Source organism: Actinobacillus genomosp. 1, assembly GCF_029774175.1.
Classification (GTDB): domain Bacteria; phylum Pseudomonadota; class Gammaproteobacteria; order Enterobacterales; family Pasteurellaceae; genus Actinobacillus.
In genome coordinates this window covers 1444768-1466899 of record NZ_CP103834.1, presented here as the reverse complement: position 1 = coordinate 1466899, position 22132 = coordinate 1444768, and the positions used below count along the sequence as shown (strand labels likewise).

Genomic DNA, 22132 nt, shown 5'->3' with positions numbered 1-22132 from the left:
CAGTATTTGAAACTGAGTCCGTCATTTATTTCGGGCAGTCCATCGGTTGCCATTTTTTATCGTAGCAAACATAGAGTTCGGTCTTGCTTGCGCCTAAATAAACGCCGCGTAGCTGCGGATTATGTTTACGCATCCATTGGAATAAATCATTGCGGCGTAGATTTTTTGCCGGTAGTTTTAGGCTGTAAAACAACTCTTTTTGTTTGGCAAAATAGCTTTCCGCACTATCGAAAGCGCAGCTGCCGTGTTTTTCCCATTCGCCTTGTAATAAGGCCGCCCCCGGTGATTCCGGTAGATATTGCTCAATAGTTTTTGCGGAAACTTCCGGTAAATCGCCTTGGCAATAGCGAGGATGCTGATCAACCGAATGAGCCTTAGCATTTTGTGGCCATAAACCGTGAATAACCCAGCCGAAGTTTTGACTGCCGGTGCACTGATAAGCTAAACGTTGCGGCACATCACCTTGGTTTTTATTGCGTTGTGATTCACAAAAAGCCGGCGACCAAGAAAGTGCCAACATATAGTAATCAACCGGTGCGTGCTTATTTTGCCCGATTTTATCTTCATACATTTTGGAATCATAATTCATCGAAAGTGCCGCTTGAGTCGCAGAGGCTGATTGTGCCTGCGGTGCTTTGGCAATCGGCGTATCGGTTTCGGTTGCATAGTCGTTTTGTTGTTGCGATTGTTTAACCGGTTCTGATTTTTTGGTTTGATTGCCGAAAAAATAAGAGATCGCCGCAATAATTAGTAATACGGCTAATTTTATCAGTTGCTTTTGGTTCATATTTTATAGCTTAGGATTACTAGAAAGGGCGTTACTATAAACAAAAAAGAGAGGTGAGGAAAGATAAAATAAGCGGTTGGATTTGCGAAAAAAGTTGCAAATTCAACCGCTTGTCATTGGCTATTTTATCGTACCGCAAGTAAGGCAGTACAAATAAGTATGTTTAGGGTCGTTGAATTTTTGTAATAATTCAAGTGATTGTTCCGCTTGAGTTGCAATCGGAAGTCCTAATAATGTACCTAATTGTAATTTGAGCTTAGAACCTTTTAGGAATGAGCCGAGCAGACTATCATCGCTATCAATTATCCATTGGCTTCTAAAATGTTCGATTTCCGTTTCGTTATTCGCCTTACGTTTTTGATTTACCAACTCGGTCACCACACTATAAGCACGGGTAAAATCTCCTAATTCATCGACTAAGCCGTGTTTTAACGCATCTTCTCCCGACCACACTTGCCCTTGTGCAATGGTATCCACCGCTTGTTTCGACATATTTCGACCGCGACTGACTAATTCGAGGAAGCGATCATAGCCGTTTTCGATACTGATTTGGATTACTTCCGCTTGTTCTTTCGGCAACGTTTTTAACGGGCTGGAAGAGGCAAACGGTGAAAGTGAAATACCGTCTTCCGTTACACCGAGATTTTTAGCGGTTTTTTCAAAGCTGGCGGCTAAACCGAAAATCCCGATAGAACCGGTAATGGTAGTCGGGCTGGCGATAATTTTATCGCTGGTTGCAGAGATCCAATAACCGCCCGATGCCGCCATTCCCCCCATCGAAGCCACGACAGGTTTACCGGCTTTTTGAATTTCTTCCACTTCTTGGCGAATAATTTCCGAAGCAAGCGCACTGCCACCAGGGCTGTTTACTCTTAGAATTACGCCTCTGACATGCTCATCTTCACGGGCTTTACGTAATAATTTGACTATCGTATCGCTACCGGCGGAACTTGCATCGCTTTCCCCCGAGATAATTTGCCCTTCGACGTTTACAACGGCAATTTTATGTTCGGTTTGTACGTCAAAACGATCATTAAGTTCCATGGCATAATCGAAGTAATCAATACTGTTGTAATGACCTTCTTTGTCTTTACCGAATTGCTCAATCAAAGCGGTCTGAATTTGCGCATTGGTGGCAAGATCGGTTACTAATTTTTGGCTTAACGCATATTGCGCATCGTCACCTTTTAGCTGTCTATATTTCTCAATATAAGTTTGACTGTCCAATAGCACTTGATCCGTAGGAATCTGACGATTTTGCGCGATGTCTTGGCGGATATTGCGCCAAATTGACGTGAGCCACGTTTGTGCATTTTGTTTTGCTTCGGGCGACATATCGTCACGAATAAAAGGTTCTACCGCAGATTTGTAAGTGCCGACACGGAAAATATGCGGTTCGGCTTCAATTTTATCGAGTAAGGTTTTGAAATAAATATTGCTGTAACTGAGCGCATGAATATCGACGAAACCGGCTTTATTCAGATAAATTTTATCGGCGAAACTGGCTAAATAATATTGCGATTGGCTGTATTGCTCGCCGATAGCAATTACGGGTTTGCCCGATTTTTTAAATTCGTTAATTTCATTACCGATAAACTGTAGTGACGCGCTGTCACCGCCTTGGAAATAAGCTAAATCCAGCACTAATCCGGTAATTCGGTCGTCTTTAGCCGCTTTACCAATGGCTCTTACCACGTCAAAAGTTGAAATTTTTATCGGCTCGCTATTGCCTAATTCGGCTTGCACCAAGCGATGAAAATCACCGTATTCATCATGGTTATCGGCTAAGTAGCCGTCTAAATTAAGTGTTAATGCGCCTTTTTCGACAAAATTTGTATGTTTAGTCGAGCTGTTTTCTTCATTGATTAAGGCTAAAAAAGCAAAGCAAATCAATACGAATATAATAAAAAACAGACTCATCACAAATTCACGAACGCAACGAAAAATTTGGTAAATCCCTTTTAATATTTTTAACATAATTATCCTAATTAAACGTAAGAAATTTGCGCAATAAACTACCATAAAAAAGACTTGGAATTAACAAAATATGTTATTCTTATGCTAATTTTTACACGAAAATGTTACTGACTATGGATATTTTAGATTTATTACAACACCGTCGTTCAAATAAAAAATTTGGTGAAATTGCACCCTCTGCGGAGCAAGTTGAAAATATGATTAAAGCGGCATTGCGTGCGCCGGATCACGGCAAAATGAAGCCTTATCATTTTGTGGTGATCGAAAAAAGCGGAATGCCGAAATTGCGAGAATGTTTAGCTGCTGCCGCAGTGGAATTTAATATGGATGAAAAAAATGCAGCCAAGGCGGATAAACTTTCCGGCCAAGCGCCGATGGTGATCGGCATTGTGGCAAAAATTGATCACAAATCACCGAAAGTACCGGCATGGGAACAGATTGTTAGTGCAGGTTGTGCAACTTATGCGATGCAGTTAGCCGCTAATGCACAAGGGTTTGAAACGGTTTGGATCAGCAAAAAATGGGTGGAAGGTTCATTATTACGTGAAACGTTCGGTTGCCGTGCCGGTGATAAAGTGATCGGCTTATTATTAGTCGGATCACCGAAAGAAGATGATGGTATTTCTCTAGCTCGAGAAGCGGAAGTTACCGAAGGTTTTGTAAGTGTGATTCGTTAATAGTGGCGAACCGTATTGAGGAAAGTATGAAAACGATTCTAATCACCGGCTGTTCTTCCGGTATCGGTTATGCCACCGCTAAATTATTGAAAGATAACGGCTGGCGAGTGATTGCCAGTTGCAGAAAACAGGCGGATATTGACCGCTTGCAAGCGGAAGGCTTTGAATGTATTCAGCTTGACGTGCAAGATTCGGCACAAATTGCACAGGCGTTTGACTATATAAAAGCAAGCGGTGGATTAGATGCGGTATTTTGCAATGCGGGGCAGGGGCAACCGGGTTGTGTGGAAGATTTGCCGCGTGAAGCGTTACGTGAGTTATTTGAAATCAATGTGTTTGGTGTGTGGGAAGTGATGAATCATGCACTTAAAATTTTCCGCGCTCAGAATCACGGACGTATTTTACTGACCAGCAGTATTTTAGGATTTGCCGCAATGCACTTTCGAGGTGCTTATAATGCCTCTAAATTTGCGGTAGAGGGAATGGCGGATACGTTACGTCACGAATTATACGGCTCGAATATTTATGTTAGTTTGATTGAGCCGGGCCCGATTTTAAGCGATTTTCGCTCAAATTCTTTGGATAAACTCAACAAATATATTGATGTGGAAAATACCGCTAAAACGGCATTTAACCAAAAACAATATCAGCGTTTGGCAACTAAAAAGAATGATAATCCGTTTGCCAAACCGGCATCTGCGGTGGCGGAAGCCTGCTTAAGAGCTTTAACCGATAACAAACCGAAAGCCCGTTATCAAGTTACATTTCCAACAAAACTGTTCTGGTGGCTAAGGCGCATTTTACCGACTACATGGTTTGATTTTGTGTGCCGTAAATCCGGTGGCTAGAAAAGAAATAAAACCAATAAAACCACGGAATAGACGGATTACACTGAAAAGCCTAGCACGGCAGAGCCGTACTAGGTTAAGCATAATTCAGCCCTGCTAGGGCTGGAAGTTAGAGAAAATATAGAGCCACAGAGTGGCTCACTCAGCCGAAGGCTGATTGTAACCACGTACGGCTTCGTGCGTGAGGGAAACTAGCTATTTCAACAATCTCTGACTGTTCAGCACTACGGTGATGGAAGACATTGTCATTGCAACTGCGGCGATCATCGGGTTGAGTAGCCAGCCGGTAAAAGGGTAAAGTACACCGGCGGCAATCGGAATGGCAATCACGTTATACATAAATGCCCCGAGCAAACTTTGCTTCATATTGCGTAATACCCGTTTAGCAAACGGTAGGATTTGTAGTACCGGTGCCAAGCCGTGTTGCATCAATGAGAGATCGGCGGTTTCGACCGCAATATCCGAGCCATTGTGCATCGCAATGCCCACATTTGCTTGAGCGAGAGCCGGCGCATCATTAATTCCGTCACCAATCATCGCCACTTTTTTGCCTTGTTTTTGCAACTCACGAATTTTATCCGCTTTTTGTTCCGGTAATACTTCGGCAATTACACCATCTAAACCGAGCTGTTGTGCGAAATATTCAGCGGTGGCTTGGCGGTCACCGGTTAGCATTAAGCATTGATAACCTTCCGCTTTAAATTTTTCGATCATTGCTTTGGATTCGTCACGTAATTGATCTTCCACCGATAAAATACCGGCTAATTGATCATTTATTGCTACAAAAATTTGTGTGGCTCGAGAAGCGGTTAAATTTCCGGAAAAATTGACAAACTTCGCATTACCGACCTTGATTTGATCTTCGCCTAAGTTAGCGATAATTCCCGCACCTTTAACCACTTGTACGTTTGTGACTTCACAAGCGGTCTGATTTTCGGCAAATTTTACAATTGCTTTGGCAATCGGATGCGAAGCGTGGACTTCTAAACTTTTTGCCAGTTGTAACACATAATCTTTCTCGAAGCCGTTAAAGGTCTGAATATCCGAAACTGTCATTTCGCCGGTAGTGAGTGTGCCGGTTTTATCGAACACCAACGTATCGATTTCCGAACCGGCTTGCAGGGCTTCGATATTACGTACTAACACGCCGAATTCGGCGGCACGAGCCACGCCGGCAATGGTGGAAAGCGGAATCGCTAAACCGAGCGCACAAGGGCAAGCGATAATTAACACGGTGGTAAAGATCGAGAGTGCGAATGAAAATTCTTTGCCTAAAAATAACCAAATCAGACCGCTTATCAACGCAATCGAAGCCACAACCGGTACAAAAACAGCGGCAACTTTATCGACAAATTGTGCGATCGGTGGCTTACTTGATTGCGCGTGACGTACAGCGTTAATTACACGAGCAAGGGCAGTTTGGCTGCCGACTTGTTCGGCAATATAGATGCCTGCTCCGTCTTGAATCAAAGTTCCGGCACGTACTTTGTCGCCGATTTTTTTCTCAATCGGTAACGCTTCACCGGTCAGCATTGATTCATCCACCCAAATTGAACCGCTTTCCAATCTGCCGTCCACCGCAAGGCGGTCGCCGGTGAGTGCCTGCACACGCATTTCCGGCTTGATGCCTTTGACCGGAATCGTTTGAGTCGCATTATTTTGATCAAAAACGACCGCTTGTTGCGGAGCGAGATCAAGTAATTTTTCTAAGGCAAGTGAGGAACGTTGTTTCGCTTTTAGTTCAAGAAATTTACCGAGATTGATAAAGCCGATAATCATCACGCTGGCTTCATAGTAAACGTGTGCCTGCGGTTGGGGAAAAAGCGTTAGCCAGAAGGAGTAGAGCCAAGCGACACCGGTACTGAGTGCGACTAAGGTGTCCATAGTGGAGGCTTTATTTTTAAGGCTGACCCATGCACCGACAAAGAAATCTTTACCGGCAAAATACATAGTAAATAAACTGACGGCTGCGGCGATAAACCAATATATTAAATTAGTTGAGTTTGGGATCATACCGATAACCAGTCCCAATACGACTAAGCCGAAACCGACAATTAACGCCATAATAAATTGCCATTTTTTATGGCTTAAAGTGCGCTGGGTTTGGGCTTGTTGTTTGGCTCGGCGTTCTTGTTCGCTTTCTAAAATCTCCGCACCGAAACCGATTTTTTCGACCGCTTGCACCATTGCCTGAGGATCCGCTTCGCCCTGTACAAATGCGGTTTGATCGGCAAGATTGACCGAAGCAAAAGTTACCCCTTCCACTTTCATCAAGATTTTTTCAACCCGACGCACGCAAGCGGCACAGTGCATACCGTCAATTAAAAGTTGCTGTTCTTTAGCCATATCGTTTCTTTCCGGTAAGTTTAACCACGGAAATAGTGGTCTTTATATTTTTTTCCCCTCTTTAGTAAAGAGGGGATTTTCTTTGAATACCAATAATGATCAGGATTAAATAACTTCCGCTTCAAAACCAATATCATCAACGGCGGCAATCAGTACGTCTGCGTTAGCGGATCCTTCTACAATCGCTTGTTGCGGATCTAAAGTTACGGTCGCTTTAGTCACGCCTTCTACAGCATTTAAGGCTTTTTCAACGCTTTTTACGCAGTTACCGCAATGTAAGCCGTCAAGTTTGAGTGTAATTGACATTTTGTTTCTCCTAATGATTAGTTGTATGAATTGAAAATGGTGGTTGTGCCGTCTTTTTTAAGTAACAGCACATCATATTTATCTTTATGCCCCATATGTTTCGGCTGATCCATACCCGGCGAACCAAGCGGCATTTCCGGTACGATTAAACCTACCGCATCAGCCGGTTTTTCTTTGAGTAAACGTTCAATATCCTGTGCCGGCACGTGACCTTCAATGAGATAACCGTCCACCATTGCACTATGACAGGCTTGTAATTTCGGCTGTAATTGCAATTTGCTATGTACATGTTGATTACCAGTATCATTTGCGGTGACGTTAAAACCGTGCTGTTTTAAATGATCAATCCAAAAGTTACAGCAACCACAAGTCGGACTTTTCCATACTTCAATATTATTGACTGCATAAGCAAAAGAAGAAGTCGCAAACATTGCACAAAGCGAAACGGTTTTTAACAGACGAAATTTCATAGTTACCTCATAAAAAAGAATGACGAATACTGAATTTCTTTATATGCTAATCCTTAACCCTAGGTTAAGGTCAAGAGGTAACAGAATGAATATTAGTCAAGCAGCCAAACATACCGAATTATCGGCAAAACAAATTCGGGATTATGAAAAAGCCGGTTTATTGCCGCAAGCAACTCGTTCAAGTAGCGGCTATCGAATTTATTCGGCGGCGGATTTAGAACGTTTACACTTTATCAGTAATGCACGTAAGGTCGGATTTTCTTTAGTGCAGATTAGCGAATTATTAAAACTAAATGATGATCCGCATCGTACTAGCCGAGAAGTAAAACGACTTACCGAGCAACATATCGAAGAACTTCAGCAGAAAATTGCCGATTTGCAACAAATGCTGACGCTATTAAAAAGTTGGAGTAAGTCTTGTTGCGGTAACGATAGTCCGGAATGCTCGATATTAAGCGGTCTAAAACGCTAAATTTTTTACAAATCGCCGGTTTTATTTATTTTTGAATTGTCATCAAATCGTCATATTGTTTTTTTAGAATGCGCGTAAACCAAATAATCTATTCCAAACAGCTAGTTCAAACATCAATGAGGAGAACAATATGTTATTGGTAAAAGCAGCTAAAAAATTCGTTCTGATCGGGCTTTCATTAGGCGTAATGGCATCAAGTTATGCTGATACGATTACCGGTGCAGGTGCTTCATTCCCATATCCTATTTATGCGAAATGGGCTTCACTTTATGAGAAAGAAACAGGCAATAAAGTTAATTATCAATCTATCGGTTCCGGTGGCGGTCAGCAACAAATTATTGCAAAAACCATTGATTTCGGTGCATCGGACGACCCGATGAAAGCGGAATTATTGGATCAACATAAATTGTTACAATTCCCGGCAATTATCGGCGGTACGGTACCGGTGGTAAATTTACCGGAATTTAAAGCGGGTGAATTAAAATTATCCGGTGCGGTATTAGCGGATATTTTCCTCGGTAAAATTACCAAATGGAATGACCCTGCGATTAAAGCGTTGAACGGTTCATTAAATTTACCGGATAAAAGTATTGTTGTAGTACGTCGTTCGGACGGTTCGGGTACAACATTCGGTTGGACTAACTATTTATCAAAAGTGTCGCCGGAATGGAAAGAAAAAGTCGGTGAAGGTAAATCGGTTAAATGGCCTACCGGTCAAGGCGGTAAAGGTAATGAAGGTGTAGCCGCTTATGTGAAACAACTTAAATATTCTATCGGTTATGTCGAATATGCTTATGCGAAACAAAATAACTTAGCTTGGGCTTCGTTACAAAACCAAGCGGGTAAATTTGTACAACCGTCACGCGAAAGTTTTATGGCGGCGGCTGCAAACGCACAGTGGGATAAAGCGAAAGGTATGGGCATTGTGCTAACCAATGAAGGCGGCGATAACTCGTGGCCTGTTACGGCGGCAAGTTTCATTCTTGTCCATCAACAAGCGGATAATCCGACCGCAACCAAAGCGGTGTTTGATTTCTTCGATTGGGCATTTGAAAAAGGTAAAAATGCGGCGTCAGAGTTAGATTATGTGCCGTTACCGGATGAAGTAGTTGCTAAAATCAAACAAAAATGGCAAAACGAAGTAAAAGATAAAGACGGTAAAGCGGTTCGCTAATCGTTAAATAAGAAATAAGCGGTTGAATTTGAAGTGTTTTTTGTAAACTTTAAATTCAGCCGCTTTTGTTTTTGTGTGACGGCAATGTCATAAAACTGTCATATTCTTTTTTTAAAATAAGCACCAAGATAAAACATTGGAGTTTTTTATGTCGAATATTCATAAACCGAGCTGTTTAAATCATCCTTTAGCGGAAGGGTTATTTAAGCATACGACACAATTTTTTGCTTGGCTTGTCTTTGCGATGTTGGCGGCCATTTTGATTTCATTAGTTATTGGCAGCTGGGATTCATTAACACGCTTTGGTCTAAGTTTCTTATGGACCAACGATTGGGATCCGATTAATGAGAATTTCGGTGCAATGGTACCGGTTATCGGTACTTTGATTTCTGCGTTAATCGCGTTATTGATTGCCGTACCGATTTCTTTCGGAATTGCGGTTTTTTTAACGGAACTTGCACCGGAATGGTTGAAACGTCCGATTGGCGTAGCGGTAGAAATGTTGGCTGCGATTCCTTCGATTATCTACGGTATGTGGGGTTTATTTGTTTTCGTACCGCTGTTCCAAGAATATATTCAACCGACTTTAATTGAGGTACTTGGCGACCTACCGCTTATCGGCGTGTTATTTTCCGGCGCACCTTTCGGTATCGGTTTATTTACCGCCGGGTTGGTGTTGGCGATTATGATTATTCCTTATATCGCCTCGATGATGCGAGAAGTATTCGGAGTGGTACCGCCGATGTTGAAAGAAAGTGCTTACGGCTTAGGTTCAACCACTTGGGAAGTAGTTTGGAAAATCGTATTACCTTATACCAAAGCCGGTGTAGTCGGCAGTATGATGTTAGGACTCGGACGCGCATTGGGTGAAACGATGGCGGTCACTTTCGTAATCGGTAACGCATTTAACTTACCTGAATCGCTCTTCTCGCCGTCCGCTTCAATCGCTTCATCAATTGCGAATGAATTTAATGAGGCGACCGGATTACAAAAATCGGCGTTGATGGAATTAGGTTTAATCTTATTCTTAATTACTACGGTCGTACTCAGTATTTCTCGCTTAATGATTTTAAGAATGACCCAAAAAGAAGGAAAGAAATAATGTATCGTAATAAAAACGGGCGTTTTTACCGCCGTAAATGTGTAAACAAAGTTATGCTCTCGGGTTCTTTCTTTGCGGTCGGGTTCGGGCTGTTTTGGCTAGGTTGGATTTTATTTACCCTAATTCATAAAGGGATTCCGGAACTCTCTTTAAGCCTGTTTACCTTACCGACGCCGGCACCGAATGAAACGGGCGGTTTAAGTAATGCGATTATGGGTTCCTTTATGATGTTGGTTTTCGCCACTTTAATCGGTACGCCGGTAGGTATTTTAGCCGGTACTTACTTAGCCGAATACGGACGTTACAGTAAGTTGGCAAAAGTTACCCGCTTCCTTAACGACATTTTACTTTCGGCGCCGTCGATTATTATCGGTTTATTTATCTATGCGATTTACGTTTCGCATGTGAAGCATTATTCAGGTTGGGCGGGTTCTTTTGCGCTCGCGATTTTAGTGATTCCGGTGGTCGTACGTACTACCGACAGTATGCTGAATCTGATTCCGAATAACTTACGTGAAGCCGCTGTGGCATTAGGTTGTCCGCAATGGCGTATGATTACGATGGTTTGTTATAAAGCGGCTCGCTCAGGGATTATTACCGGGGTGTTATTGGCGGTGGCGCGTATTTCGGGGGAAACCGCACCGTTATTGTTTACCGCACTTTCAAACCAATTCAGCTCGCTGGATATGAACGCACCGATGGCAAACTTACCGGTGGTCATTTATCAATATGCGGCAAGTCCGTTCCAAGATTGGAATAGCCTTGCTTGGGCGGGCGCAACATTAATTACCGGGTTTGTGTTATGTATAAATATTCTCACCCGTATCTTTTTCAAACCGAAACAACAATAGGAAATGCAATGAGTAACGAATTAATTTCACTACAAGACACTAAAATCGCCATCAATAACTTAGACTTTTTCTACGGTGATTTTCATGCCTTAAAAAATATCAATTTGCGCATTGCGAAAAATAAAGTTACCGCATTTATCGGCCCTTCCGGCTGCGGTAAATCAACTTTATTACGTACCTTAAACCGAATGTATGAACAATATCCGAACCAAAGTGCGCAAGGGGAAATCCTGTTTGAAGGTGAAAACTTATTAACGACCGAAACTGATATTGCATTAATTCGAGCCAAAATCGGTATGGTTTTCCAAAAACCGACTCCGTTCCCGATGTCAATTTATGATAATGTAGCGTTTGGTATCCGTTTATTTGAAAAGTTACCGAAATCGGAATTAAATGATCGTGTCGAATGGGCATTAACCAAAGCCGCATTGTGGAACGAAGTGAAAGATAAATTAAATCAAAGCGGCGACAGTTTATCCGGCGGTCAGCAACAGCGTTTATGTATTGCACGCGGTATTGCGGTAAAACCGGAAGTGTTATTGTTAGACGAACCTTGTTCGGCGCTCGACCCGATTTCAACCATGAAAATCGAAGAATTGATCAGCGAGTTGAAACACGATTATACGGTGGCGATTGTGACCCATAATATGCAGCAGGCGGCTCGTTGCTCGGATTACACCGCTTATATGTATTTAGGCGAATTAGTCGAATTTGGTGAAACCAAACAAATTTTCGATAAACCGAAATTCCAACGTACCGAAGATTACATTCGAGGCAGAATGGGTTAATTTTACTAAAATGAATCGACGCAAGCGGTCGGATTTTGCTAAAATTTTGCAAATTTTTGGTGAAATTCGACCGCTTATCAGAGCAGAACGTTAGAAGCAGACGATGGGGCGCAAAGGATTAGGAGCATAAGATGAATGAAAAAATTCTGATTGTCGAAGATGAAAGAGCTATCCGAGAAATGATCTCTCTGTTTTTATTACAACAGAATTATCAAGTGCTCGAAGCCGAGGATTATCAAAGTGCGGTCAAAAAGCTGAGCGAGAAACCGAAGTTAATTCTACTGGATTGGATGTTACCGGGACGTTCGGGTATTCAGTTTATTCAATATTTAAAAAAATCGGAAGAAACCGCACAAATTCCTATCTTAATGCTTACCGCTCGCAGTTCGGAAGACGATTGCATTGTTTGTCTTAATACCGGTGCGGACGATTATGTGACTAAACCGTTCTCGCCAAAAGTGTTAATTGCCCGAATCGAAGCCTTACTTAGACGAACCTATCAAAATAACGATATTATCAATATAGATGATCTGATCTTGGATCAAAATGCCAAACGCGTTACCTTCCAGAAAAAAGAAATTAGTTTAAGCAGTACCGAATATAAATTATTACACTTTTTTATGACTCATCCGGAAAAAGTCTATAGCCGAGAACAATTACTGGATTTTGTTTGGGGCAATGATATTTATGTGGAAGACAGAACGGTAGATTCTTATATTCGCCGTTTAAGAAGAAGTCTAGAACCCTGCGGTTTTGAACGTTATGTACAAACGGTACGCGGATCCGGCTATCGTTTTTCCAATCATTTTCAGGATAATTAATGAAAAAATTTAGACTTTCTTTCAAGCATTTTTTTATTGAAGCGATTCTTGCCGTTGCTACGGCTTTTTTATTCAGCTTATTTGCTTGGGATTTCCTTACTTGGTTTGTGTTGATTTTAGTGCTGCTATTGGTTTGGCATCATTATAACGAACAACGTTTATTACACCTGATTGATCCGAATCGTGACAGCAGTCGCAAAGTATTAACGACGTGGGAGCATATTTCTCAAACCGTGGCTTTTTATCAAAAACGTAATCGCCGTGAGAAAATCAAAACCTTGCGATTACTTTCGAAATTAAACCGAAATATTCAATATTTGCCGGACGGTATCATTATTTGTCGCCATGACGGCACTATTTTATGGTGTAACAACGCTTCGCAAGAAATCTTAAAGTTTTATTGGGATAAAAAGCTGGAAAAAAGCGTGTTTAACGTGATTTTTTATGAAGAATTTAAAAAATATTTTCATCAAAATAAGAGAAACAGACCGCTTGTTTTAATGGACAGTGACGGGCGATATATCGAATTTCATTTAAACGATTATGACAGCGAAAGTTATTTAATTATTGCGCGTGACGTGACGCAAATGATTCGCTTATTACATTCCAGACAAACATTCCTAACCAATATGAACCACGAATTGCGCACGCCGCTGACCGTATTACGAGGTTATTTGGAATTATTGGAAGGGCAAGCGAAAACCGAGCTACAACAAAAAAGTATTCATGCGATGCAATCCCAAGCGAAACGGATGGGCAATTTATTGGATCAGCTTAATTTATTGGCAAAAATTGAGACGTCTTCCAGCAAAGAACATTATGTAGTTGAAATGTCGGCGATGATTTCCGCTTTACAAAAAAATGCGGATTTTTTAAATCAGAGCAAGCAACAAATTATTTTTAATATCACGCCGAATATTACCGTATTAGGCGATGAAACCCAGTTGCAAAGTGCGGTTTCCAACTTGATTTACAATGCGGTTAAACATGCCGGTGACGGTGCAACCATTGAGGTGGATTGGCATTGGTGTGATGAAGGGGCGGAATTTAGCGTCAAAGACAACGGTATTGGTATTGAAGACGAGCATTTACCGCATTTAACCGAGCGTTTCTATCGAGTGGATGAATCTCGCAGTAATCAAACCGGCGGTAGCGGCTTAGGGTTAGCGATTGTTAAATATGCGTTGGAACAACACGGTTCTCACTTGCAAATCAAAAGTGAGTTCGGCAAAGGTAGTCAATTTAGCTTTATCATTAAAAAATCTCTGCTCGGCGAAACAAAAAATCACTAGAACAGCATTTTTTACTCAACAAATGGGGAATTTGCCAGTAAAATGCCTGTTTTTATGTCCATAAAGAGAGCCAGTCATGTCTGATAAACGCTACGGTGCTGATGAAATTACCGTTTTAAAAGATCTTGAACCCGTCCAACTTCGTCCCGGAATGTACACCGATACCACTCGTCCGAACCATTTAGGGCAAGAAGTTATTGATAATAGTGTCGATGAAGCGTTATCGGGCTATGCCTCTCAAATCGATGTGATCTTGCATACGGATAATTCGTTGGAAGTGATTGATAACGGTCGAGGTATGCCGGTTGATATTCACTCCACCGAAAAAATTTCCGGTGTGGAATTAATTCTCACAAAGTTACACGCAGGCGGTAAGTTTTCCAATAAAAACTACACGTTTTCAGGCGGTTTACACGGGGTAGGGATCTCGGTGGTAAACGCTCTTTCGCAACGTGTGGAAATCAAAATCAAGCGTAACGGTGAAATTTATACGATTGCCTTTGAAAATGGGGTAAAAGTAGAAGAATTAACCGTTGTTGGCAGTTGCCCGAAAAAACAAACCGGTACCACCGTTCGTTTCTATCCTAATCCAAAATATTTCGATTCGCCGAGATTTTCGGTTAGCCGTTTACGCCACTTATTACGTGCCAAAGCGGTACTTTGTCCGAAATTAACCATCAACTTCGTTGATCATATCAATAACAGCAGCGAAACTTGGTATTACGAAGACGGTTTATCCGACTATTTAAGCGAAGCGTTAAAAGAATTCGAATGTTTACCGAATCCACCGTTTATCGGCGATGTTACTTCCGAAACCGAAGCGGTAACTTGGGCATTAACTTGGCTGCCGGAAGGTGGCGAGCTATTGGCTGAGAGTTATGTAAACTTGATTCCGACCGCACAAGGCGGTACGCACGTAAACGGCTTACGTAACGGCTTGTTAAAAGCAATGGTGGAATTTTGTGAAATTCATAATTTATTGCCGAAGAGCGTTAAATTAACCGCTGATGACGTATGGAATCGTTGTGCTTACGTGCTTTCGTTAAAAATTCAAGAGCCGCAATTCGCCGGGCAAACCAAAGAGCGTCTTTCTTCTCGTCAAGCGTCAAGTTATGTGGATAGTACAATCAAAGATGCGTTCAGTTTATGGTTAAACCAAAACGTGCAAACCGGTAAATTGATTGCCGAAATGGCGATCTCATCGGCGCAAAGTCGTTTACGTGCGGCGAAAAAAGTGGTGCGTAAGAAGTTAGTGAGCGGTCCTGCGTTACCGGGTAAATTAGCCGATTGTACCTCACAAGATTTAAGCCGTACCGAGCTGTTCTTAGTGGAAGGGGATTCTGCCGGCGGTTCGGCAAAACAGGCGCGTGATAAGGATTATCAAGCGATTTTACCGCTACGAGGCAAAATTCTGAATACGTGGGAAGTGTCTTCCGATCAGGTGCTTGCTTCGCAAGAGGTTCACGATATTGCGGTAGCACTTGGGATTGATCCCGACAGCGATAGTTTAGATGAATTGCGTTACGGTAAGGTATGTATTCTTGCCGATGCGGATTCGGACGGTTTACATATTGCAACTTTATTATGTGCTTTGTTCTTGCGCCATTTCCCGGATTTAGTCAAAAACGGGCATGTTTATGTGGCAATGCCACCGCTTTATCGGATTGATATTGGTAAAGACGAAGTGCATTACGCGCTTGATGAAGCGGAAAAAGAAGCGATTTTAGCCCGCTTAGCCAAGAAAAAAGGCAAGCCGAACGTACAGCGTTTTAAAGGTTTAGGTGAGATGAACCCAAGCCAATTACGTGAAACCACAATGGATCCGAGTACGCGTCGTTTAGTGCAACTGACATTGGATGAGTTGGATACAACCGAAGAAAACGAGCCGGATACCTTTGAAATTATGGATATGTTACTGGCGAAGAAACGTGCGGAAGACCGTAAACAATGGCTACAAAATCGAGGCGATGAAGCGGAATTAAGCGTTTAATTTGATAGAATATTCAAGCGGTCGGTTTTTTTAGATTTTTTGCAAAAATATGCTGAAAAACGACCGATTGTATTTATGTGAATTTCGTTAAAAATTTTTTGAAGAAGTTCACATTTTTATAACATTTTTATTTTTTTCTAAATAATTTTAGGTATAGTGCAAGCTATTCTTTAACCTAACGATAATGGTGTTCTTATGGGAAGCAATTCAACTCCGTCAAACAAAGCGAGTATGCGTAACGGCATAATTTTTCTCGCCGATGTTGTGCTCTTTTTTATTTTATTAAATACCTTACCTTTTGCGCCCGAAGCAAATAAAGGCTTGGCTTTATTAGTTTTTGTAGCGATTTTATGGCTAACGGAAGCGTTACACGTCACGGTAACCGCATTACTGATTCCGATTCTTTCGGTAGCGTTAGGTTTGGTTAAATCAAAAGAAGCGTTGGTCGCTTTTGCCGATCCGACCATTTTCCTTTTCTTCGGTGGTTTTGCCCTAGCGACCGCATTACATATTCAGAAACTTGACCGCTTGATTGCCAATAAGATTATGGCACTTTCAAGAGGTAAGCTTTCCGTCGCGGTATTGTATTTATTCTTAGTGACCGCATTCCTTTCGATGTGGATGAGTAATACCGCAACAGCGGCAATGATGTTACCGTTAGCGATGGGGATTTTAAGTAAGCTTGATCCGAAAGAAGACCATAATACTTATGTTTTCGTGTTACTCGGTATTGCCTATAGTGCGAGTATCGGTGGTATGGGTACGTTAGTAGGTAGTCCGCCGAATGCGATTGTTGCATCACAACTGCACTTAACTTTCGCAGACTGGATGAAATACGGTTTCCCGATTATGCTAATTTTAATGCCGTTAATGCTAGGTACGCTTTATATGGTGTTTAAACCTAAATTTGATGTGCAATTCGAGCAGTCATTCGAAGTGATTGAGTTGGACAAAAAACGTATTCTTACCTTAGCCATTTTCGTATTAATCGCATTAAGCTGGGTATTCAGTTCTCAATTAAATCCGTTCTTATCGGAGTTACTCGGTTTGAAAGGTAAGATTGGTAGCTTCGACAGTATGGTGGCAATGGTAGCGGCTGCGCTTATTTGTATTACCGGTATTGCAAGCTGGCAGCAAATCCAAGAAGGTACGGAATGGGGCGTATTATTCCTATTCGGCGGCGGTTTGACGTTAAGTAGCGTATTAGGACAAACCGGGGCAAGTAAAATCATGGCGGACGGTATCGTTAGCTTAATTGAAGGCGGCCACTATTATATAATCGGATTGATTGTTGCGGCATTCATTATTTTCTTAACCGAATTTACCTCAAATACGGCAAGTGCGGCGTTATTAGTGCCAATCTTTATTTCAATCGCTCAGGCGTTGAACGTCGAGCCGCTCGGTTTAGCGTTAATTATCGGTCTAGGTGCGTCTTGTGCCTTTATGTTACCGGTAGCGACACCGCCGAATGCAATCGTATTCGGTACGGGACAAGTTAAACAAAGCGAAATGGTTAAAGCCGGTTTCTGGTTGAATATCTTATGTGTATTCGTGATTGCAACGGTGGGATACTTCTTCTGGCGTTAATCTTTAAGAAGTTGAATTCAGAACTTAAATGAATTTAATATAACTATATAGAATAAACGGGTGAATTTATTATACAGAATAAATTCGCCCGTTTTTTATTTGAAATGTACATTATTAATCATTTCTTGTCATATTTTTGTGTAATTTATGTTAAATCTGATTGAAATTTGTTTGATCTAATTCATATAAGTGACATTTATTTTGCACGGGTATTCGCTTTTCGGTTAGATTATAGCTTACTTTGGAATAAAAAATATGTATTGTATTCGAATTGGCTATATTCAAAACCTATTATAGGAGCTTTTATGACCCCAAGTGCAATTACACTCAGTTTTTTAGTGTTTGCAATCGTGATGTTTGCACTCGAGAAATTGCCTCTCGCCGTAACGGCAATGATTGTCACCGTCGGTTTAGCGATTACCGGCGTATTGCCTGCCAAAGATGCCTTTTTAGGCTTTGTAGATACCAATGTGATTTTATTTGTCGCAATGTTCGTCATCGGTGGGGCGTTATTTGAAACGGGGATGGCAAATAAAATCGGTGGGGTCGTCAGTAAGTTTGCCAAAAGCGAACGTCAACTTATGGTGGTGTTGATGGTAATTACCGGTTTTATGTCCGGCGTCTTATCAAATACAGGGACTGCGGCGATTTTAATTCCGGTCATTTTAGGGATTGCGACCAAATCGGGCTTTGCACGTTCAAGATTATTGATGCCGATGGCTTTCGCTTCAACATTAGGCGGGAATTTATCATTGATCGGTTCACCGAATAACCTCGTCGTACAAGGCGTGTTAGCTCAAACCGGTCTGAAATTCGGCTTTTTTGAATATGCGAAAATCGGCTTACCGGTGTTAATCGTCGGTATTCTTTACTTTGTGTTTATCGGTTATCGTTTTTTACCTAAACAGATGAATACACACGTAGAGCAGGAAGAATACAATGCATTCCACAATCATCACAATCATATTCCGAGATGGAAACAATGGGTTTCATTAGTCGTCCTGCTTGCTACGTTACTTGCGATGGTATTTGAAGAAGCTATCGGGATCAAACTGTATATTTCCGCTTGTGTCGGTGCGCTGATTTTGGTCATTATGCGCGTGATTACCGAGAAACAGGCGTATCAGGCGATTGATAGCCAAGTGGTTTTCCTCTTTGCCGGAACTTTAACCTTAGCGGATGCTTTACAACGTACCGGAGCGGGGGCGGATATTGCTCATTCTATTTTAGGTTTATTAGGCTCGCATCCAAGCGCAAGCGCACTTTTATTTACGATTTTGCTTCTTAGCTGTTTATTAACCAACTTTATGTCGAATACGGCAACGGCCGCGTTACTCGCTCCGATAGGTCTTTCGATTGCAAGTTCATTAGGTGCGGATCCGAGAGCTGTATTAATGGCTATCGTAGTCGGTTCTTCTTGCGCATTTGCCACACCGATTGGAACGCCGGCGAATACGATGATTTTATCGGTCGGTCATTATCGTTTTGTTCATTATGTGAAAGCGGGGGTTCCGTTAATTCTCATTACTGTCGCAGTAAGTATGGTGTTATTACCGATTTTCTTCCCTTTCTTTCCGTAATCAAGTAATTACGTTTAATTAAGCAAGCGGTTGAATTTTTGTGAAAAATTGCAACGTTTTCCAGAAATTCAACCGCTTTTTTTATTGAACGGCATTTCTTTAGGTTAATTACACGGAAGACTAAATTATTTGTAATAAATTTGTTAAAAAATTGATAAAATTTATTGTTTCTGAGAGATGCCCTCTTTACTTTTGTAAAAAATCGGTTATTGTCGAATTTAGAATCTAAAAAGACCGATATGCAAACAATTAGAGGTGTTATTATGTCAAAAACTACAAAAAGCCCTATGCGTGGCGTGATTATCTTGACGCTCGATTTAATCTTATTTTTTATCTTACTGAAATGGTTTCCTTTTTCTCCACAAGAAAATCGAGGATTAGCCTTATTAATTTTCGTCGGTATCTTATGGCTAACGGAAGCGTTTAATATCACGGTAACCTCTCTTATGGTACCTATCTTCGCTATCTTTCTAAATGTCCTCTCCACTAAAGCCGCCTTTGCTCCTTTTTCCGAACCGATTATTTTTATGTTTTTTGGCGGTTTTGTGATTGCCGCCGTACTAAATATTCATCAAATTGATCTTTGGATTGCCAATCACGTTATACGTTTAGCGAAAGGCAATCTGAAACGTACGATTATTTATTTGTTTGCGGTTACCGCAGGGCTTTCGCTTTTTATTAATAATACCGCCGTTGCCGCATTGATGTTGCCGCTTTCTCTAGGGATTCTGCATCAATTAGACTTCAAACAACACCGAAAAATCTATGTTTTCGTATTGCTTGGTATTGCGTTCAGTTCAAGTATCGGCGGTATGGGAACGGTGGTCGGTTCCGCTCCGAATGCGATTTTAGCTTCGTATATCAAAGTATCGTTCTCCGAATGGCTTGCATACGGGATGCCGGTGGCGATTTTGTTGATGATTTCGATGGTATTCGCTTTATTAGTGGTGCTTCGCCCGAATTTTAACCTACCGTTTGAAGCTAAAGTCGAGAATATTCCCTTAACCCCTAAACGTTTAACAACCTTGATCGTGTTCTGTATGACGGCGATTTTATTAACTTTCAGTAGTGTCATTGAACCGATTGTGCGCCAAATTTTCGAATTAAAAGAATCGATTAAAAGTTTTGATGCGGTCATTGCTATGATTGCCGTTGTCGTACTTTGTATTACCAATACGGCGACTTGGGCGCAAATTCAAGAGCGTGCAGAGTGGGGCGTGTTAATGTTATTCGGTGGCGGTTTAACTCTCGGTATTGTATTGAAAGATACCGGTGCGAGCAAAATCTTAGCCGACGGTATTGTGAATTATATCGGGAATAAGCATTGGTTAATTATGACGCTTTCGATGGCGGCGTTTATCGTGTTCTTAACCGAATTTACTTCAAATACCGCAAGTGCGGCGTTGATGATGCCGATTTTTATTTCGGTAGCTAATTCGTTAGGTTTACCGCCGATTTCATTAGCGGCAATTATTGCTTGCGGTGCGTCTGCCGCCTTTATGTTGCCGATTGCAACACCGCCGAATGCGATTGTATTTGCCACGGGTTATATCAAACAAAGTGAAATGGTAAAAGTCGGACTTATTCTGAATTTATTATGTGTTGCGATTTTAGGTTGTTTATCTTATTTCTTCTGGACGACTTGGTGGTAAAACTCCATTTGGAGCGTTTTGGGTGAATTAAGCGGTTAAAAATCGGTTGTTTTTTGCAAAATCAAGCAAGAATTTGATCTACATTCGCCCAAAATAGGTAGAAAATGATATAATTGCCCTGTTTTATTTTTGAAACTTAAAAAGAGGAACTTACTATGTCAGTTATTAAAATGGCAGACCTTGATCTTGCCGGTAAACGTTTATTTATCCGTGCTGATTTAAACGTACCGGTAAAAGATGGCAAAGTGACATCTGACGCACGTATTCGTGCAACCATTCCTACCTTAAAATTAGCTTTACAAAAAGGTGCTAAAGTAATGGTAACTTCTCACTTAGGTCGTCCAACTGAAGGTGTTTTCGAAGAAGCAAACTCTTTACAACCTGTAGTTGATTACTTAAACGCATCAGATTTAGGTGTACCGGTACGTTTAGTGCGTGATTACCTAGACGGCGTTGAAGTAGCGGAAAACGAAATCGTGGTACTTGAAAACGTACGTATCAACAAAGGCGAAAAGAAAAACGATCCTGAACTTGCGAAAAAATATGCGGCACTTTGTGATGTATTCGTGATGGACGCATTCGGTACGGCGCACCGTGCGGAAGGTTCTACTTACGGTGTGGCGGAGTATGCTCCGATTGCCTGTGCAGGTCCTTTATTAGCGGCGGAATTAGATGCGTTAGGTAAAGCGTTAAAAGAGCCGCAACGTCCGATGTTAGCGATCGTAGGAGGTTCAAAAGTTTCGACTAAATTAACGGTATTAGACAGTCTTTCAAAAATCGCAGACCAATTAATCGTGGGCGGCGGTATTGCAAATACGTTCATTGCGGCGGAAGGTCACCCGGTCGGTAAATCTTTATACGAAGCGGATTTAATTCCGGAAGCAAAACGTTTAGCCGCAGCGACTAATATCCCTGTTCCGGTTGATGTACGCGTAGGTACGGAATTCTCTGAAATCGCACCGGCAACGGAAAAAGCGGTTTCTGAAGTACAAGAAAATGAATCAATTTTCGATATCGGTGACAAATCAGCAGAGGAATTAGCAAATATCATTAAATCGGCAAAAACGATTCTTTGGAATGGTCCGGTAGGTGTATTCGAATTCCCTAACTTCCGTAAAGGTACGGAAGTCATTTCAAATGCGATTGCCGAAGCGACTGCAAACGGTGCGTTCTCTATCGCAGGTGGCGGTGATACGTTAGCGGCAATTGATTTATTCGGTATTGCAGATAAAATTTCTTATATTTCAACAGGTGGCGGTGCATTCTTAGAATTCGTTGAAGGTAAAGTATTACCTGCGGTTGAAATTTTAGAGAAACGTGCAAACGGCTAATTGATCTTGTAGGGGCGTATTGCATACGTCCTAACACTATCCAAAGGGCGTATGTAATACGCCCCTACTGATATTTTTATT

The 22132-nt window shown here is 41.6% G+C and carries 19 protein-coding genes; 14 read left to right on the top strand and 5 right to left on the bottom strand.

Annotation, left to right across the window (positions count from 1 at the left end; translation table 11 throughout):
* Nucleotides 1-25: 25 nt before the first annotated feature.
* On the bottom strand, nucleotides 26-787 hold the full coding sequence (locus tag NYR63_RS06680) for a ribonuclease T2 (RefSeq protein ID WP_279456836.1): 762 nt from the start codon (nucleotides 785-787) through the stop codon (nucleotides 26-28).
* Between the two features lie 120 nt (nucleotides 788-907).
* On the bottom strand, nucleotides 908-2764 hold the full coding sequence (gene sppA, locus NYR63_RS06675) for a signal peptide peptidase SppA (RefSeq protein ID WP_279456835.1): 1857 nt from the start codon (nucleotides 2762-2764) through the stop codon (nucleotides 908-910).
* Nucleotides 2765-2865: 101 nt separating this feature from the next.
* Between sppA and NYR63_RS06670 the strand changes: the two genes are divergently transcribed.
* Nucleotides 2866-3441 (top strand): nitroreductase family protein, encoded by a 576-nt coding sequence (locus NYR63_RS06670; protein ID WP_431831761.1) that lies wholly within the window; start codon nucleotides 2866-2868, stop codon nucleotides 3439-3441.
* A gap of 26 nt (nucleotides 3442-3467) precedes the next feature.
* Complete coding sequence (locus NYR63_RS06665) at nucleotides 3468-4289, top strand: SDR family NAD(P)-dependent oxidoreductase (protein WP_279456833.1); 822 nt, start codon at nucleotides 3468-3470, stop codon at nucleotides 4287-4289.
* Nucleotides 4290-4484: 195 nt separating this feature from the next.
* On the opposite strand, the gene NYR63_RS06660 is transcribed toward NYR63_RS06665, so the two are convergent.
* From NYR63_RS06660 to NYR63_RS06650, 3 genes are all read right to left on the bottom strand, one after another.
* Nucleotides 4485-6635, bottom strand: a complete 2151-nt coding sequence (locus NYR63_RS06660) for a heavy metal translocating P-type ATPase (protein ID WP_279456832.1) — start codon at nucleotides 6633-6635, stop codon at nucleotides 4485-4487.
* Nucleotides 6636-6740: 105 nt separating this feature from the next.
* A complete protein-coding gene (locus NYR63_RS06655) occupies nucleotides 6741-6941 on the bottom strand; it encodes a heavy-metal-associated domain-containing protein (RefSeq protein WP_115587397.1) in 201 nt (66 codons plus the stop codon).
* Between the two features lie 17 nt (nucleotides 6942-6958).
* Nucleotides 6959-7411, bottom strand: coding sequence for a DUF411 domain-containing protein (locus NYR63_RS06650; RefSeq protein WP_279456831.1), 453 nt, complete (start codon nucleotides 7409-7411; stop codon nucleotides 6959-6961).
* 85 nt (nucleotides 7412-7496) lie between these two features.
* Between NYR63_RS06650 and NYR63_RS06645 the strand changes: the two genes are divergently transcribed.
* From NYR63_RS06645 to NYR63_RS06590, 12 genes are all read left to right on the top strand, one after another.
* Complete coding sequence (locus NYR63_RS06645; protein WP_279456830.1) at nucleotides 7497-7883, top strand: Cu(I)-responsive transcriptional regulator; 387 nt, start codon at nucleotides 7497-7499, stop codon at nucleotides 7881-7883.
* A 187-nt stretch (nucleotides 7884-8070) separates the two neighbouring features.
* Complete coding sequence (pstS, locus tag NYR63_RS06640; protein ID WP_279458543.1) at nucleotides 8071-9057, top strand: phosphate ABC transporter substrate-binding protein PstS; 987 nt, start codon at nucleotides 8071-8073, stop codon at nucleotides 9055-9057.
* Nucleotides 9058-9205: 148 nt separating this feature from the next.
* A complete protein-coding gene (gene pstC, locus NYR63_RS06635; RefSeq protein ID WP_279456829.1) occupies nucleotides 9206-10159 on the top strand; it encodes a phosphate ABC transporter permease subunit PstC in 954 nt (317 codons plus the stop codon).
* Entirely contained in the window at nucleotides 10159-11010 is an 852-nt protein-coding gene (pstA, locus tag NYR63_RS06630; RefSeq protein ID WP_005617740.1) for a phosphate ABC transporter permease PstA, read from the top strand. The genes pstC and pstA overlap by 1 nt, the downstream gene beginning before the upstream one ends.
* Before the next feature lie 8 nt (nucleotides 11011-11018).
* Nucleotides 11019-11798 carry a phosphate ABC transporter ATP-binding protein PstB gene (gene pstB, locus NYR63_RS06625; protein ID WP_005601789.1) on the top strand — a complete coding sequence of 260 codons (780 nt, stop codon included), beginning with the start codon at nucleotides 11019-11021 and terminating at the stop codon, nucleotides 11796-11798.
* Nucleotides 11799-11929: 131 nt separating this feature from the next.
* Nucleotides 11930-12619 (top strand): phosphate regulon transcriptional regulator PhoB, encoded by a 690-nt coding sequence (gene phoB, locus NYR63_RS06620; protein ID WP_115590651.1) that lies wholly within the window; start codon nucleotides 11930-11932, stop codon nucleotides 12617-12619.
* A complete protein-coding gene (gene phoR / locus NYR63_RS06615) occupies nucleotides 12619-13911 on the top strand; it encodes a phosphate regulon sensor histidine kinase PhoR (protein WP_279456827.1) in 1293 nt (430 codons plus the stop codon). Before phoB ends, phoR begins: the two co-directional genes overlap by 1 nt.
* A gap of 76 nt (nucleotides 13912-13987) precedes the next feature.
* Nucleotides 13988-15901, top strand: a complete 1914-nt coding sequence (gene parE / locus NYR63_RS06610; RefSeq protein ID WP_279456826.1) for a DNA topoisomerase IV subunit B — start codon at nucleotides 13988-13990, stop codon at nucleotides 15899-15901.
* A gap of 195 nt (nucleotides 15902-16096) precedes the next feature.
* Nucleotides 16097-17488: a DASS family sodium-coupled anion symporter gene (locus NYR63_RS06605; protein WP_279456825.1), complete on the top strand. Its 1392-nt coding sequence runs from the start codon at nucleotides 16097-16099 to the stop codon at nucleotides 17486-17488.
* A gap of 305 nt (nucleotides 17489-17793) precedes the next feature.
* Entirely contained in the window at nucleotides 17794-19068 is a 1275-nt protein-coding gene (locus NYR63_RS06600; protein WP_279456824.1) for an SLC13 family permease, read from the top strand.
* A 263-nt stretch (nucleotides 19069-19331) separates the two neighbouring features.
* Nucleotides 19332-20720 carry an SLC13 family permease gene (locus tag NYR63_RS06595; RefSeq protein ID WP_279456823.1) on the top strand — a complete coding sequence of 463 codons (1389 nt, stop codon included), beginning with the start codon at nucleotides 19332-19334 and terminating at the stop codon, nucleotides 20718-20720.
* 155 nt (nucleotides 20721-20875) lie between these two features.
* A complete protein-coding gene (locus NYR63_RS06590; RefSeq protein WP_279456822.1) occupies nucleotides 20876-22051 on the top strand; it encodes a phosphoglycerate kinase in 1176 nt (391 codons plus the stop codon).
* The last annotated feature ends 81 nt before the right edge of the window (nucleotides 22052-22132 follow it).

What these genes read in the sequence shown, in the direction of transcription:
- NYR63_RS06680 (WP_279456836.1), bottom strand. Translation starts at nt 787, where the DNA reads ATGAACCAAAAGCAACTGATAAAATTAGCCGTATTACTAATTATTGCG.
- sppA (WP_279456835.1), bottom strand. Translation starts at nt 2,764, where the DNA reads ATGTTAAAAATATTAAAAGGGATTTACCAAATTTTTCGTTGCGTTCGT.
- NYR63_RS06670 (WP_431831761.1), top strand. Translation starts at nt 2,866, where the DNA reads ATGTTACTGACTATGGATATTTTAGATTTATTACAACACCGTCGTTCA.
- NYR63_RS06665 (WP_279456833.1), top strand. Translation starts at nt 3,468, where the DNA reads ATGAAAACGATTCTAATCACCGGCTGTTCTTCCGGTATCGGTTATGCC.
- NYR63_RS06660 (WP_279456832.1), bottom strand. Translation starts at nt 6,635, where the DNA reads ATGGCTAAAGAACAGCAACTTTTAATTGACGGTATGCACTGTGCCGCT.
- NYR63_RS06655 (WP_115587397.1), bottom strand. Translation starts at nt 6,941, where the DNA reads ATGTCAATTACACTCAAACTTGACGGCTTACATTGCGGTAACTGCGTA.
- NYR63_RS06650 (WP_279456831.1), bottom strand. Translation starts at nt 7,411, where the DNA reads ATGAAATTTCGTCTGTTAAAAACCGTTTCGCTTTGTGCAATGTTTGCG.
- NYR63_RS06645 (WP_279456830.1), top strand. Translation starts at nt 7,497, where the DNA reads ATGAATATTAGTCAAGCAGCCAAACATACCGAATTATCGGCAAAACAA.
- pstS (WP_279458543.1), top strand. Translation starts at nt 8,071, where the DNA reads ATGGCATCAAGTTATGCTGATACGATTACCGGTGCAGGTGCTTCATTC.
- pstC (WP_279456829.1), top strand. Translation starts at nt 9,206, where the DNA reads ATGTCGAATATTCATAAACCGAGCTGTTTAAATCATCCTTTAGCGGAA.
- pstA (WP_005617740.1), top strand. Translation starts at nt 10,159, where the DNA reads ATGTATCGTAATAAAAACGGGCGTTTTTACCGCCGTAAATGTGTAAAC.
- pstB (WP_005601789.1), top strand. Translation starts at nt 11,019, where the DNA reads ATGAGTAACGAATTAATTTCACTACAAGACACTAAAATCGCCATCAAT.
- phoB (WP_115590651.1), top strand. Translation starts at nt 11,930, where the DNA reads ATGAATGAAAAAATTCTGATTGTCGAAGATGAAAGAGCTATCCGAGAA.
- phoR (WP_279456827.1), top strand. Translation starts at nt 12,619, where the DNA reads ATGAAAAAATTTAGACTTTCTTTCAAGCATTTTTTTATTGAAGCGATT.
- parE (WP_279456826.1), top strand. Translation starts at nt 13,988, where the DNA reads ATGTCTGATAAACGCTACGGTGCTGATGAAATTACCGTTTTAAAAGAT.
- NYR63_RS06605 (WP_279456825.1), top strand. Translation starts at nt 16,097, where the DNA reads ATGGGAAGCAATTCAACTCCGTCAAACAAAGCGAGTATGCGTAACGGC.
- NYR63_RS06600 (WP_279456824.1), top strand. Translation starts at nt 17,794, where the DNA reads ATGACCCCAAGTGCAATTACACTCAGTTTTTTAGTGTTTGCAATCGTG.
- NYR63_RS06595 (WP_279456823.1), top strand. Translation starts at nt 19,332, where the DNA reads ATGTCAAAAACTACAAAAAGCCCTATGCGTGGCGTGATTATCTTGACG.
- NYR63_RS06590 (WP_279456822.1), top strand. Translation starts at nt 20,876, where the DNA reads ATGTCAGTTATTAAAATGGCAGACCTTGATCTTGCCGGTAAACGTTTA.